Annotated in this window: 16 protein-coding genes and 1 pseudogene; 3 read left to right on the forward strand and 14 right to left on the reverse strand. The window is 37.1% G+C overall.

Translation table 11 applies throughout. The annotated features are described in order from the left end of the window. The first annotated feature begins 22 nt into the window (after nucleotides 1-22). Nucleotides 23-787, forward strand: coding sequence for a 4-hydroxy-tetrahydrodipicolinate reductase (dapB, locus tag AA977_RS02370; RefSeq protein WP_064434442.1), 765 nt, complete (start codon nucleotides 23-25; stop codon nucleotides 785-787). A gap of 170 nt (nucleotides 788-957) precedes the next feature. After that, nucleotides 958-1,146, forward strand: coding sequence for a hypothetical protein (locus AA977_RS02375; protein WP_064434443.1), 189 nt, complete (start codon nucleotides 958-960; stop codon nucleotides 1,144-1,146). Nucleotides 1,147-1,413: 267 nt separating this feature from the next. Here AA977_RS02375 and AA977_RS02380 read toward each other — a convergent pair whose 3' ends face one another. The 14 genes and pseudogenes from AA977_RS02380 to AA977_RS02435 all read right to left on the reverse strand — a co-directional run bounded on the left by AA977_RS02380 (nucleotide 1,414) and on the right by AA977_RS02435 (nucleotide 11,404). After that, on the reverse strand, nucleotides 1,414-1,689 hold the full coding sequence (locus AA977_RS02380) for a C-terminal helicase domain-containing protein (RefSeq protein ID WP_021436271.1): 276 nt from the start codon (nucleotides 1,687-1,689) through the stop codon (nucleotides 1,414-1,416). 16 nt (nucleotides 1,690-1,705) lie between these two features. Continuing rightward, entirely contained in the window at nucleotides 1,706-2,335 is a 630-nt protein-coding gene (locus tag AA977_RS02385; protein ID WP_253764832.1) for a hypothetical protein, read from the reverse strand. 2 nt (nucleotides 2,336-2,337) lie between these two features. Next, complete coding sequence (locus tag AA977_RS08055; protein ID WP_253764833.1) at nucleotides 2,338-2,838, reverse strand: hypothetical protein; 501 nt, start codon at nucleotides 2,836-2,838, stop codon at nucleotides 2,338-2,340. Nucleotides 2,839-2,847: 9 nt separating this feature from the next. Beyond that, nucleotides 2,848-3,174 (reverse strand): hypothetical protein, encoded by a 327-nt coding sequence (locus AA977_RS08060; protein ID WP_253764834.1) that lies wholly within the window; start codon nucleotides 3,172-3,174, stop codon nucleotides 2,848-2,850. Then, a complete protein-coding gene (locus AA977_RS08065) occupies nucleotides 3,174-3,464 on the reverse strand; it encodes a hypothetical protein (RefSeq protein WP_253764835.1) in 291 nt (96 codons plus the stop codon). Before AA977_RS08065 ends, AA977_RS08060 begins: the two co-directional genes overlap by 1 nt. A gap of 20 nt (nucleotides 3,465-3,484) precedes the next feature. Then, nucleotides 3,485-3,655, reverse strand: a complete 171-nt coding sequence (locus AA977_RS08070) for a hypothetical protein (RefSeq protein ID WP_253764836.1) — start codon at nucleotides 3,653-3,655, stop codon at nucleotides 3,485-3,487. Nucleotide 3,656: 1 nt separating this feature from the next. Beyond that, nucleotides 3,657-4,190: a hypothetical protein gene (locus AA977_RS02400; RefSeq protein WP_064434444.1), complete on the reverse strand. Its 534-nt coding sequence runs from the start codon at nucleotides 4,188-4,190 to the stop codon at nucleotides 3,657-3,659. Beyond that, nucleotides 4,187-4,795 carry a hypothetical protein gene (locus AA977_RS02405; protein WP_064434445.1) on the reverse strand — a complete coding sequence of 203 codons (609 nt, stop codon included), beginning with the start codon at nucleotides 4,793-4,795 and terminating at the stop codon, nucleotides 4,187-4,189. Before AA977_RS02405 ends, AA977_RS02400 begins: the two co-directional genes overlap by 4 nt. 246 nt (nucleotides 4,796-5,041) lie before the next feature. Then, nucleotides 5,042-6,043 (reverse strand): cell shape-determining L,D-carboxypeptidase Csd6, encoded by a 1,002-nt coding sequence (gene csd6, locus AA977_RS02410; RefSeq protein ID WP_064434446.1) that lies wholly within the window; start codon nucleotides 6,041-6,043, stop codon nucleotides 5,042-5,044. Further along, complete coding sequence (gene era / locus AA977_RS02415) at nucleotides 6,040-6,945, reverse strand: GTPase Era (RefSeq protein WP_064434447.1); 906 nt, start codon at nucleotides 6,943-6,945, stop codon at nucleotides 6,040-6,042. The genes csd6 and era overlap by 4 nt, the downstream gene beginning before the upstream one ends. Then, nucleotides 6,945-8,276, reverse strand: coding sequence for an ATP-dependent protease ATPase subunit HslU (hslU, locus tag AA977_RS02420; RefSeq protein WP_064434448.1), 1,332 nt, complete (start codon nucleotides 8,274-8,276; stop codon nucleotides 6,945-6,947). The genes era and hslU overlap by 1 nt, the downstream gene beginning before the upstream one ends. After that, complete coding sequence (gene hslV, locus AA977_RS02425) at nucleotides 8,276-8,818, reverse strand: ATP-dependent protease subunit HslV (RefSeq protein WP_064434449.1); 543 nt, start codon at nucleotides 8,816-8,818, stop codon at nucleotides 8,276-8,278. The genes hslU and hslV overlap by 1 nt, the downstream gene beginning before the upstream one ends. Nucleotides 8,819-8,821: 3 nt before the next feature. Beyond that, complete coding sequence (rplI, locus tag AA977_RS02430) at nucleotides 8,822-9,271, reverse strand: 50S ribosomal protein L9 (RefSeq protein ID WP_000866280.1); 450 nt, start codon at nucleotides 9,269-9,271, stop codon at nucleotides 8,822-8,824. Between the two features lie 76 nt (nucleotides 9,272-9,347). Further along, nucleotides 9,348-11,404 (reverse strand): annotated as a pseudogene (locus AA977_RS02435) (GmrSD restriction endonuclease domain-containing protein). Nucleotides 11,405-11,563: 159 nt separating this feature from the next. Here AA977_RS02435 and glnA point away from each other — a divergent pair. Beyond that, the gene (gene glnA, locus AA977_RS02440) at nucleotides 11,564-13,009 is read left to right on the forward strand and encodes a type I glutamate--ammonia ligase (RefSeq protein ID WP_064434450.1); all 1,446 of its coding nucleotides are present in this window, start codon (nucleotides 11,564-11,566) and stop codon (nucleotides 13,007-13,009) included. The last annotated feature ends 111 nt before the right edge of the window (nucleotides 13,010-13,120 follow it).

Below are 13,120 nucleotides of genomic sequence, written 5' to 3' on the forward strand. Positions count from 1 at the left end.
CAATTAAAAGCAAGGAAGTCGCATGAAAATCGGTGTTTATGGAGCGAGCGGTCGCATAGGGAAATTGCTTTTAGAAGAATTAAAGGGGGGGTATAAGGGCTTAGAGCTATCTAGCGTGTTTGTGCGGCAAAAATGCGAAACAGATTTTAGCTCTTTTTCGCACAAACCCCTAGTAACCAATGATTTAAAAGCGTTTGTCAAAGCTTGCGAATGCGTGATTGATTTTTCTCTCCCTAAAGGCGTGGATAGCTTGCTAGACGCTCTTTTGGAATGCCCTAAAATTTTAGTCTCTGGCACAACCGGTTTGAAAGAAAAAACGCTAGAAAAAATGCAAAATTTAGCCCTAAAAGCGCCGCTTTTGCATGCGCACAACATGTCTATTGGGATCGCTATCCTCAATCAATTAGCCTTTTTGGCTTCTCTGAAATTAAAAGATGCGGATATTGAAATTATAGAAACGCACCACAATCTTAAAAAAGACACCCCGAGCGGCACTGCATTGAGTTTGTATCAAACTTGTGCTAAGGCTAGGGGGTATGATGAAAAAAACGCTCTTATCACTCATAGAGAGGGTTTGCGCTCTAAAGAAAGTATTGGTATAGCCGCTTTAAGGGGGGGTGATGTCGCCGGAAAGCACACGATAGGGTTTTACTTAGAAGGCGAATACATAGAGCTTAGCCATACAGCGACTAACCGATCTATTTTTGCTAAAGGGGCTTTAGAAGTGGCGCTATGGCTTAAAGATAAAGCCGCTAAAAAATATGAAATCAATGAAATGTTTGATTGAAATGAGCCTTATTTTTTAAAGATTGAAGCGTTTCTTAAACCCACTTAATGGTAAAATTTAGAGCGTTATTTTAGTTTTATTTACTTTTTGTTTAACAATAAATCATATCATATTAAAAATATAATTTAAAAAGTTTAATTATTAAAAATTTTAAAACAAAAGGATATAAAATGAAAACGATTAGAAACGGCGTGGTGGTTGGGGTGTCTTTATTTGGCGGTTGCGCTAGCGTTGAGACTCGTTTTGACGCTCTGCGTGTTGTTTGCGTTAAAGACGCTGTTATAGAAAAAGAATTGCACCACACGCCTAAGGACTTTAGCAACCCTTATTATATAAAACAAACTGATACCAGGTTTTAAGGGTTCTCTTCTTTAAAAATGTTTTGGCTCTTTTGTTTAAGATTGATTGAGCCAAACCTTTCAAAATATTCCAAAATAAAGAAAAAAATAAAGCCAATCTAACTCAAGCTTTCATCTAGGATTTTTGAGTGTTTTGAAAGTCATGCGATGATTGGTAGATGATAAAGTTATGGCTCACCATAAAGTAAAACATTCAAAAAATAAGTTTTCAAATTAGAGCGTTTTGAGATAGAAAATATCTAATGGTTATATTTAGAAATAAATTATCTATCTACAAGCTTGCAAAATAGCGCTAAAGAGATTATTTTCATCGCTTTGCAAATTCTCAAAGAAAGACTTTTTACCCACAAAAATGAGATTTTCTTTTGCTCTAGAAATAGCTACATTCAAGCGTTTAGAATCTAGCAAGAAAGAAAGATTACCATAAGTCTTTACGGTGGAATAAATAATGATGTCTGCCTCCTCGCCCTGAAAGGCATCCACGGTGTCTATTTTGGGTTTGTCAAAATTCTTAAAGTCGTATTTTTTTACTTCTAATCGCAAGCATCTTTTTTGGGCATCATAAGGTGATACCCCGTTCTAAGGGAAAAATTTTGTTATTGAGTTTTTCAGTGAAATTTTCAGGCAGTTCTCTAATCTCTTGCAACACGAGATGATCAGGAGTGGTGCGGCATTTTAGCATCAGATGAGCGACTCCCAAGGTTAAAACATTCTTTTGATAATCTAACACGGAATAACTAAGATTAGAGTCATTAAAAATATAAGCGTATTTTAAAATTTGAGATCCCAGTCGGTCATTAAAGAGCATGATCACATCCATGTGTTTGGGTTCTGGCTCTTTTTCAGCGATGAATACGCTTTTTAGCAAGCTGTCATAATTTATTACCCACACCTTGAAAGTATCTCTTGGCGTATACTTCTTATGTTTAAATTCCTTGTATTCAATGGGTAGTAGAAGTTGTATCCCATGGAACAAGCACTTGGTTATTTCCTGATCAATTGCATTTTCATACTTAGGCGACACTTCAAAAACGCTCTCTTCTAAAATGTGTTTATAAAGCAAACCTTTACACAAGCTAGCTTTGAAAAACCGGGAGCCTTCTTTATTTTGCCATGTAATTAAAATATAAAATTCCTCTTGAGAATTATAAGAATCCCATAACTTCTTTTTATGTTCTCCAAATGCCAAACTCAGGCGTTGCCCATAAATATTGCTTTTTTATCTCCATCATGCGTATAAATTTCACTTTTATTGACACGAGCAAGTTTTCCGACATAAAGAAAGTCTTGAGGCAAGAGATAATTTGGCTCCATAGTTTGGGTATGCTTTAAAATTTCATCTATGGTGCATTCTTTTTTCTTTATTTTGTTTTGAGTCTTGGTGATAACATCTTTGGCTTTTCTAATATTGTCCTTATTGCGATCCATTCGTTCTTGCATCTCATCTGCATTGTCTGGATTATTGAATTGCGATTCATCACGCCATTCTCTGTGTCTCTCTAGCCACTCTTGGTTATGGGCGATATTCTCGTATTTCTTTTTGACTTTTTGCTTTAATTCTTTAATCTCACCCAAAACACTTTTAATGTACTTCTTTTTTTCTTGTAATTGAGTTTTTAAACGAGACAAATAATCCAAATAAGCTAAAGCGCGGCGTTGCGTATCTTCAAAGCGGTTATAATTTGTTTGCAATACATGTTTTTACTGTGTGGATAGAGATTTCATTTCTTGTTGGATTTGCTCTAGAACAATCTTTAATTGCGTGGGTACATCTTTCTTTTCTTGCTGCAATCTTTCAATTTCTTCCAAATAGCGTTGGATGATATTGAGACAATGATCTGCGATTTTTAGGGTTTGCTGGTGTTTGTGGCGTTTTTTAGCTTGTTGCGCTTTGTGCGTGTAGCCCTCTATATCTTTTTTGAGCGTGTTTTGGCGTTCTTTTTCTTTTTCGGTTTCAACATCAAAAAAAGCCGCCAATACCCCAAAACCAACTGCTAGGATAGCCCCACCCACAATAAAGGGTAGCATTAATTCACCTTAGATGTTAATGCAAGCAAAGCTTGTTGGAAAGAAATAAGTTGCACATGCAATTCATTATCCGCTATTTGGTTTTTTCCACATTCTCTGCAGTGGATTAAAAGTTGATTTAGCGACTTAAACTCATTGATGATGTCTTGCACCATTTTTAAAATCATCGTATTTTTTTCGCGCTCATTGGAGAGTCTGAGCATTTCTTGTTCATGCGTATTGTTGAGTGCTGTCATATCTCTTTCGTATTCGGCAAGCTTTTCTACTAATCTGTTGGCTGAAGCTATCATCTCTTGATTTGCTTGTGTTTTTATTTGTTTGGTCTTCTCTTGCTCTTTGATAATTTTTTTTGGGTATTGATCGCTGTTAAAATCAAGTCTTTAGAAGCAGTGATTACCTTTAGAGCATCAGAAAAAGAGAGATTGTCAAGGAAACCCCCTTTAGAGTTTCCTTTTGGTGTGGGTAAATTAACGCTTTTCATATTAACCTCCTATAAAGTTTAAAGACGCTTGGCAATGCGCTGTGAGCGCTTCGTGGTATTGTTGGCGCAAAGCCACCATTCTTTGGGCATTGTCATAAGGGAATTTTTTCTCATACTCATCTAAATGATCCTTGATGCATTTTAAAATTTCAAAACTGCCCTCATAAGCCAATTTAAGCAGATGCATCTTGTCTGCATGGTTGCGTATTCTAGCATCTATCCTTTCTAAATCTTGGGCAAGCTGCAATCTGAGCTTCTGTTTGTCTAACTTTAACTCTACCAAAAGATTTTCATATTGTTTTCTTAAACTACTGCGTGTTGTTTCTAGTTGTTTGGTCTGTTCTTTAGCGGCGCGATATTGGCCATAGGAGTGGATCATATCGGCTAAACTAAGCGCTACATCCACACAGATTAAGACCGGACTTACCTTAGCAATTCCTTTTGTTCCATAGCGTATGGCGCTATAGATGATTTTTGTGTTGCGCATGCCACGCGTAAAACGCCCATTAGTTTTGAAAAGATCGATGCTTATCATAATTGTTTGCAGAGTGTTTCTGCTTCCATAAAATACTCCTGCTCCCCATGGGTTGCACGGATATATGTTTTCCCTTCGATCTTTGTGGGTGTTAGCACCTTTGAATCGATCTTAAAAACTAAAAACCGCTCTATTTCCTTTGGTTCCAAACGCACCATGATCTCATCTGACACATCCTTAAAATCTTTCGCATTATCTAATAAGCATAATACCTGATCAATATCCTTGCGTGCATTGTAAAGTTCCTTAAATTCTTGTGGGTTTAAATCTTCTCCTGCGATGAGCCACCCACGATGATGAGCTGCTAGTTCCTCATATTCACGCCATCTTTTTACTTTTCCTCTCACTGCATTTTCTAAAAACACCACCCGATCTGTGCGGTTGAATTTGTTGATTTCAGCATGTAAATTTAAAATGTTGCACCCATAAGCACTGATCTTATGTTTTTCATTGACAAAACCCCGCTTTACTAAAAAATCCAAGTGTTTTTGGATGGTTATAGGATTAATCTCTGTAACTTGTGATAATTCATTAAGGTTTAATCCATCTCCAAAAGCACGCAAGCAAAACAAAGTGAATTCCCCCACATCTTCAATTCTCTCCAAACAAAGACTTAGTTTATATCCCTAATACGGAACGCTCACATCTATAAAACCAGTGTCATGCTTCACTCTTATAACTCCTAAAATCCTCTCATCATAATTAATTAATATTTTTTAATCATTTGTTATTTTTAAAGCTTCATTCCTTTTTCACTCCGCAAAGTTAGACGATTATTTCTAGTGCCAATGATTTTAGTTTCCATTACTTTGTCTTTATTGCGGCTTTGACTTTAAGCACCTATCTCTAACTTATTTTTCCACCACAATAGACGCTTGGTTGTTTTCAATTTCTATATAAAGTTCTTTTTGAGAATTGGAGCTATAAGAGAGCTTGTTGTGTTGGTAGGCTTTGTAATCTTGGTCAAACACCACATAAAACAGGCGTTTGTTTTGAGAATTGGGGTAAGGGATCACATTGATAGAAGAAAAAGCGATATTCTTTTTTTCGTTTTTTGCAAACACCCTTTTTTTATATTCTTTAAAAGCGTTGAATTTCATGCCGTCATAGCGAGTGAAATTGGGGTTATAAAAACCCATGTAGCGTTCAAAATCGCCTTTAGCCCAAGCGTCTTTCCATTGAAAAAGGGCGCTTAAAATCATGCTCAGTTCTTCTTTGGTGCTAGGGAAAAACTTGTTTTCATAGGTGATAAGGAACGCTTTTTCGCCTTTCAATACTTTATCATAAGAGCTTAAAAGTTGGTTTTCAATCGCAATGCAACCCTTGGTGTTCAACTCATTTCGATCGCCATTTAAAGGCATTCCATGCACCCAAATGCCATGCCCAGTGCGTTTTTTCAAGGTGTCATACAAATTAGGGTAATTCGTTACAAAAGCCAAAACGCCATAATATTGATCCAAGCGTTCTAATTTTTGCGTGATGCGATACACTCCAATAGGCGTGGCCAAATCGCCCTCTAAAGTTTTATCGCCCTTTTTAGAGCCTACGAGGGCTTTAGAGCTGTTGATTTTTTTAAGCATGTTGTCATTGATTTCATAAAACTCTAAACTAGGCTTGGATTTATCCGCCACAAATAAAAACTGCTTGTTTTGATAATAGCCAAAATCCGTGTCCTTATTTTGAAGCTCTTCTAGCCAAAAAGATTTATCCGCTAAATAAGAATCCAGCTTTTGACCCACCACTTCTAAGCCTTGTTTTTGATAAAGCCGCACAATCTCTGACAAACGATCACTAGCAATCAATCCCACAAAGCCCATTAACAGAGCCGATAAAGCCGATAATATTTTTTTCAATTCATATCCCTTTTAGGGATATAACCCAGTTTTTGCAAGCTTTTTTCTTCCTTGCTCCATGATTTTTGAGCGATCACTTGCAAGTTTAAAAAAACTTTTTTTTCGCCCACTTCTTGCATTTTCAATCGCGCGTTAGTCCCGATGCGTTTGATATTCACCCCGTTTTTGCCTATCACGATTTTTTTTTGGCTTTCTTTTTCTACGATGATATGCGCATACACCTTGTCTATGCGTTCTTCTTCTATAAATTGATCAATGATCACATCGCTTTCATAAGGGATTTCATCGCTCAAAAAACAAAACAAACTCTCCCTAATGATTTCCTTATAAATATCGCGCATTTTTTCATCGCTCATTAAATCCTTTTCAAAAAGCCATGCACTAGGGCTTAAATGCTTGCTAATGCATTCTAAAAGCGCGTTTAAATTTTGAGATTTTTTCGCGCTCAAAGGCACTAAAGACAAGAATTGCGAAGCGTATTGTTGATACTCTTGCAATTTTTGTAAAACTTGCTTGTGCGTGGCTGTGTCAATCTTACTCAAAGCCAAAATGTGGGGTTTTTGGCACAAACTCAAAAACTCTTCATACCCTTTTAAATCATCATGCACAGAAGCTAAAAACACGCACAATTCAGCATCGCCCATCGCTTTTAAAGCCTGTGAGAGCATGCATTGGTTGAGTAATTTTTCTTGATGGTGGAGTCCTGGTGTGTCTAAAAAAATGATTTGGCTCTCATAGCCTTCTTTATCTTTAAAAGGCACGATGCATTTCATTAATTTCCTGGTCGCATTAGCCTTATGCGAAACAAGGGCTAGATGAGCGTTTAATAAAGTGTTTAAAAGAGTGCTTTTTCCAGCGTTTGGTTTGCCTATAAGAGCTACAAAGCCCGCCTTAGTTTTCATTATAAAATATACTTCACCAAGTTTTCATCAGCCACTAAATCCCCTAGCTTTGATTGGACTAATTCTTTAGTGATAGTAACCTTTTGCCCCGAATAATCCTCCGCTTCAAAACTAATGTCTTCTAGCACTTTTTCAATGGTGGTGTGCAACCTTCTAGCGCCTATATCTTCGCTTTTTTGATTGGCGTTATAAGAAAGTTTGGCTAACTCTTTGATCGCATCGTCTTCAAACGCAATTTCTACGTCCTCCACTTTTAAAAGGGCTTGGTATTGCTTGATGATAGAGGTTTTAGTTTGGGTTAAAATCATATACATGATTTCTTCGGTTAAATTTTCTAACTCCACCCTTAAAGGGAAACGCCCTTGCAATTCAGGGATCAAATCGCTTGGTTTAGAAAGATGAAACGCCCCTGCTGCAATGAATAAAATATGCTCTGTTTTAATAGAACCATACTTCGTATTGACCACGCTCCCCTCTACAATCGGCAACAAATCCCTTTGAACCCCCTCTTTACTGGGATCTTGACGGCTTCCTTCTTTAGAACTGACAGCGATCTTATCAATTTCATCAATAAAAATCACCCCTGAACTTTCCGCGCGCTTCAAGCCTTCCATTTTAATGGCTTCACTATCTAAAAGCGTGTCGCTAATTTCTGCTTTTAGGGCTTCTTTAGCCTCTTTGACGCTTAAAGTTTTTTTGACTTTATCCTGTTCTTTATGAAAAACCTTAATCAAGTTTTCTTGAACCCTTAAAATTTCAGGCGGCACATTGGAATCAATCTCTATGCTTTTTTTACGCACTTCAATTTCAATTTCTCTACTATCCAACTCGCCTTGCACGATTCTTTGTTGCATTTTTAAAAGGCTGTTAGCGTATTCTTGTTTTTTTTCTTCACTCACGCCGCTAGGCAATGGGGGTAAGAGTTTTTTAGCGATCTTTTCTACAACCGCCTCTTCAATCTTGTCTTTTAACTTTTCTTTATGCTCATTTTCCACTAAAAGCACGCTGTTATTGACTAAATCCCTTACCATAGACTCCACATCGCGCCCCACAAAACCCACTTCCGTGTATTTGCTCGCTTCCACTTTCACAAAGGGGAGTTTCATGATTTTTGCCATTCTTCTTGCGATTTCTGTTTTACCCACACCGGTAGAGCCGATCATTAAAATATTTTTAGGCGTGATTTCTTCTTGTAAGGATTTTTCCAGTTGCAAGCGTCTGTAACGATTCCTTAAAGCGATAGCGATAAACTTTTTAGCTTCCTTTTGCTCAATGATATACTCATCTAAATAAGCGACAATCTCTCTTGGGGTCATATTCAATTTAGACATTAAAGCTCCAAAATTTTAATATTCGTGTTGGTGTAAATGCAAAGATCCCCTGCGATTTTTAAGGACTCTTCTACGAGTTTTCTAGGCTCTAAGTGAGCGAAGTTATCTAAAGCTCTAGCCGCGCTCAATGCGTAATTCCCTCCGCTCCCAATAGCAGCGATCTTATTGTCTTCAGCTTCTAAAACATCGCCCATGCCGCTCAAAATAAAAATGTGATCCAAATTTAAAACGATCATCATCGCTTCCAATCGGCGTAAATACTTGTCTTTGCGCCATTCTTTGCTAAAATCCACCACGCTCTTAAACAAATCCCCTTTTTTGCTCTCTAAAATGCGTTCAAACATATCAAACAAGCTAAAAGCGTCCGCTGTGCTCCCGGCAAACCCGCTTAAAACCTGGTTGTGATACAAACTTCTGATTTTAGTCGCATTGGCTTTAACCACGCAATTCCCCAAAGTTACTTGCCCATCGCCTCCAATGAGCGCGAACTTCTTATGATTAAATTCCCCTCTATAGCCTAAAATCGTCGTCGCTTCAAACATTTTCTACTCAGCCACCACATCAATTTTAAACATGCCCACAATCCCTGATCCAAGCTTGACTTCAATCTCATAAATCCCTGTGCTTTTAATGGGGTGTTTGAGCTCAATGTCTTTTTTATCTAAAGTTAAACTTGCATGCTCTTCTTTCAAACGCTCAGTGATTTCTTCTTTGGTGATCGCTCCAAATAAAGAGCCGTTCGCGCCGACTTTTTTATGGATAGTTAGCGTGATGGTTTGCAAAGTTTCTACCATTTGCAATTTTTGCGCTTTTTCTAGGGCTTCTGTTTCAGCTTTCTTTTTAACTTCGGCTTTGTATTTGTTGATCACTTCGTTAGTGGCGAGTTTGGCTTTTTTGTTAGCGATTAAGAAGTTATTCCCATAGCCATCTTTAACCTCACACACTTCGCCCGCTTTGCCTAAATTTTTCACATCTTCTAGTAACAGAACTTTCATTAATATCCCCTTTAAGTTTTAAGTAATTTGTAATTATACCTTTTATTTTAATAAGTTAGGTTTTTATCGCCTAATTTTACCGCCCCTTTTGCTTTTCTAAAGCTTGTTTGACTAATTCCAAACAATAAGGGATATTCTCTTTTGATTCTAACTTTACTTTCATTTCTCCAACGCATGGACGACCGATTTTAGAAACATCTTCGATCTTTAGTTTTTCCTTTATTCCATCTTGCAACTCATTCAATTTCATATTTAAATACAATTCTAAATAATTTTTTTTCACAACAATATCCACAAAATTTGTTTTCAACTTATAAGCTATATATTGTTGATTAAGTTTTTCAGTTACCCTTTCATCAAGATTTTTAATCCCTTCGCTTAAAATATTAAACAATTCCCTTGAATGGGGGCTAAATTTATAAGAATTTAAATCATAAACCTTTTTTCTTTTTTAGATTTATCGCTCCCTAATGTTTTAGGGCTTACCCAAATCTTTAAAGCCAGATTTGCTAAATATTCAGCCCTGTCTAGAATCTCTTTTTCGCCAAAAACTTCTAAATCTTTCAAACCTTGATTGAGTTTTAATGGGCTTTGTTTGAAGCCGTTTTCCATATCTCTTTTTTCTTGGAAAGACTTATCACTATACTCAGAGTTATAACCGGTTAGAGTGAGATTCCCTATTGTGTGGAGGTATTTCTCATGTATTTCTTGAGCATTTTCGCCCAAGTCCCTTTCCCATTCTGGAATGGGTTTTTGGGGCATGACATGCTCTATGGTGCATTTTTCAGTATTGACCGGCTCTTTTGTGTCAAAATTTTCTAACCTTGTCAAGAAAGTATGTGTTTTTTTAAATTCATAAAAATCTCTCGTGATAAAAAGTTCTTTAAATTCCAAATCGTTTGGAAATCTTTGATTCCCTTTTAGCGACCCAAAACGCTCCTCCACGCTTTTAAGGTATTGCTTTTTATCAATCTTTTTTGTAAAAGAGGGAAAGAGTTTATTGAGACCATTTGATTTAAGCCCACACACCGCCCTTCTGCAAATATAGCTCTCTGTTAAAGCGATAATGGGGATAAAATCCTGCTTGGATAAAACGCCATCCTTATAATCGCTATAAAGCTCCAATAACAGCGGATACACCACATCCATTTCTAAATCTACGAGCAAACTTAAAGCCTTGTTTAGATCCTTATATTCTTCTTTTTTGAATGCGATCTGGCAAAAATACCCGCAATATTTTTGCAAATCTTTTAATAAATCCTCTATTTCTATCCCCTTTTCTTGTTGGTGATTTTTAAAAGCTTCATAAACTTTTTGTTTATTAGCAATCTCTCCTATTTTGATCGTGAGATAATGCCGTACAAATTTATTAAATAATGTTTCATTTTGTTTAAAATCCTCCTCCATAGCCCTCCAATATTTTTTATAAAAGCATTCTTGTTTTTCAACCTCTGTTTCCATGATGATATAGTTTCTGATCAAATCCGTTTGCGTGAGCTCGACACCTTTTGAGTTCATGCTCTCAAAGATGAGTTGAGGATCATCTTTCCCTTTTTCTAAAGAAATATAAACTATTATGAGTTTGTCTAATCCTTTAAAAATCGCTTCTAGTTTGTCGGTATTTTTACTGATCCACTCTTCAAATAATTTAAAATTTTCCACTATTTTTTCCGAAGGTTCGCTCGGCTTTCTTCTGCTTTCATCAATCAAAGATAGCAGAGTGTCTTTATCAGACTCTGAAAGGATGAGCCTGAATTTCTTATCGCCATCTTTATCGCTGTTGATGAGATAGTCATTCTCTATTTGGTTACGCGAAAATTTTTCCAAAATTTTAACTTCTTCGCTTAGATGATTCCTTAAAGCGATGAGTAAAAGCGTGATGGTAGTGAGCCTTTGTTGACCATCAATGATGAGTAATGGGCTAGAGTGCGTATTATCATCTCGCACATATAAAATGGAGCCGATAAAATGCCCGTTCATTTTATCATTCCCACCAACTTTTAAAATATCATCCCATAATTGTTCGCATTGTTTCTTTTCCCAACTATACAACCTCTGATAGATGGGAATGACAAATTGATTCGTTTGATTTTCTTCAAAAAATCTTAATAGTGTGATTGCTTCTGTTTTCATAGTGATTGCTTCTGCTTTCATATATAACACTCCTTGATTTAGCGGATTTTACCGCATGCATCTTGATAAAACTTAATGCAAATCTTACCTTTTTTACCCCATAAATGCTATAATCACCCCTATGAAATCAAACCAAACTCGTATAATTGAAGGTCATTAATGATAGTAAGAACTCAAAATACTGAAAGCAAGATCAAAGAATTTTTTGCATTTTGCAAAGAAAATGAAGTGGAATTTGTGGATTTTAGATTCAGCGATATTAAAGGCACTTGGAATCATATCGCTTATTCTTTTGGGGCTTTAACGCATGGCATGTTTAAAGAGGGGATTCCTTTTGATGCGAGCTCTTTTAAAGGCTGGCAAAGCATTGAACACTCTGATATGATTTTAACCCCTGATTTGGTGCGTTACTTCATTGACCCTTTTAGCGCGGATGTGAGCGCGGTCGTGTTTTGCGATGTGTATGATGTGTATAAAAACCAGCCTTATGAAAAATGCCCTAGAAGTATCGCTAAAAAAGCCTTAAAGCATTTAAAAGATTTAGGTTTGGGCGATGTGGCTTATTTTGGTGCGGAGAATGAATTTTTTATCTTTGATTCCATTAAGATTAAAGACGCTTCCAATTCCCAATACTATGAAGTGGATAGCGAAGAGGGCGAATGGAATAGGGATAGGAGTTTTGAAAACGGCGTCAATTATGGGCATAGACCGGGCAAGCAAGGGGGCTATTTGCCTGTGCCGCCAACGGATACGATGATGGATATTCGCACTGAAATTGTGAAAGTCTTAAATCAAGTGGGGCTAGAAACTTTTGTCGTCCATCATGAAGTCGCGCAAGCGCAAGGCGAAGTGGGCGTGAAATTTGGGGATTTAGTGGAAGCGGCTGATAATGTCCAAAAACTCAAATATGTGGTTAAAATGGTCGCTCATTTGAACGGCAAAACCGCCACTTTCATGCCAAAACCTTTGTATGGGGATAACGGAAGTGGGATGCACACCCATGTGAGCGTTTGGAAAAACAACGAAAACCTTTTTAGCGGCGAAACTTACAAGGGCTTGAGTGAGTTTGCGTTGCATTTTTTAGGGGGCGTGTTGCACCACGCTAGAGGGTTAGCCGCTTTCACTAACGCTTCTACTAATTCTTATAAACGCCTAATTCCTGGCTATGAAGCCCCATCTATTTTGACTTATTCCGCTAGCAATAGGAGCGCGAGCGTTCGTATCCCTTATGGGATTTCTAAAAATAGCGCTAGGTTTGAATTTAGGTTTCCGGATAGCTCATCAAACCCTTACCTGGCTTTTGGGGCTATTTTAATGGCTGGTATTGATGGCGTTAAAAATAAGATTGATCCGGGCGAAGCGATGGATATTAACCTTTTCAAATTGACTTTAGATGAAATCAGAGAAAAGGGTATCAAACAAATGCCCCACACTTTAAGGCGATCGCTAGAAGAGATGCTAGCTGACAAGCAGTATTTAAAAGAGGGGCAAGTTTTTAGCGAAGAATTTATCCAAGCCTACCAGTCGCTTAAATTCCACTCTGAAGTGTTTCCATGGGAGAGCAAACCCCATCCTTTTGAATTTATCACCACTTATTCATGTTAAAACTGAATGAGAGGGTAAATCCCATTCTAAAAAGAGTGGCTTGAAAAAATTGGTTTTTTTAGTTTGTTCTAATGGAATATCAATGATAAGATTTAAAAATGTTCAAAAGTA

This window comes from Helicobacter pylori, assembly GCF_001653455.1.
Classification (GTDB): Bacteria; Campylobacterota; Campylobacteria; order Campylobacterales; family Helicobacteraceae; genus Helicobacter; species Helicobacter pylori_A.

What these genes read in the sequence shown, in the direction of transcription:
- rplI (WP_000866280.1), bottom strand. Translation starts at nt 9,271, where the DNA reads ATGAAAGTTCTGTTACTAGAAGATGTGAAAAATTTAGGCAAAGCGGGC.
- era (WP_064434447.1), bottom strand. Translation starts at nt 6,945, where the DNA reads ATGAAAACTAAGGCGGGCTTTGTAGCTCTTATAGGCAAACCAAACGCT.
- AA977_RS02400 (WP_064434444.1), bottom strand. Translation starts at nt 4,190, where the DNA reads ATGATAAGCATCGATCTTTTCAAAACTAATGGGCGTTTTACGCGTGGC.
- AA977_RS08060 (WP_253764834.1), bottom strand. Translation starts at nt 3,174, where the DNA reads ATGCTACCCTTTATTGTGGGTGGGGCTATCCTAGCAGTTGGTTTTGGG.
- AA977_RS02375 (WP_064434443.1), top strand. Translation starts at nt 958, where the DNA reads ATGAAAACGATTAGAAACGGCGTGGTGGTTGGGGTGTCTTTATTTGGC.
- AA977_RS08065 (WP_253764835.1), bottom strand. Translation starts at nt 3,464, where the DNA reads ATGATAGCTTCAGCCAACAGATTAGTAGAAAAGCTTGCCGAATACGAA.
- dapB (WP_064434442.1), top strand. Translation starts at nt 23, where the DNA reads ATGAAAATCGGTGTTTATGGAGCGAGCGGTCGCATAGGGAAATTGCTT.
- AA977_RS08070 (WP_253764836.1), bottom strand. Translation starts at nt 3,655, where the DNA reads ATGAAAAGCGTTAATTTACCCACACCAAAAGGAAACTCTAAAGGGGGT.
- hslV (WP_064434449.1), bottom strand. Translation starts at nt 8,818, where the DNA reads ATGTTTGAAGCGACGACGATTTTAGGCTATAGAGGGGAATTTAATCAT.
- glnA (WP_064434450.1), top strand. Translation starts at nt 11,564, where the DNA reads ATGATAGTAAGAACTCAAAATACTGAAAGCAAGATCAAAGAATTTTTT.
- hslU (WP_064434448.1), bottom strand. Translation starts at nt 8,276, where the DNA reads ATGTCTAAATTGAATATGACCCCAAGAGAGATTGTCGCTTATTTAGAT.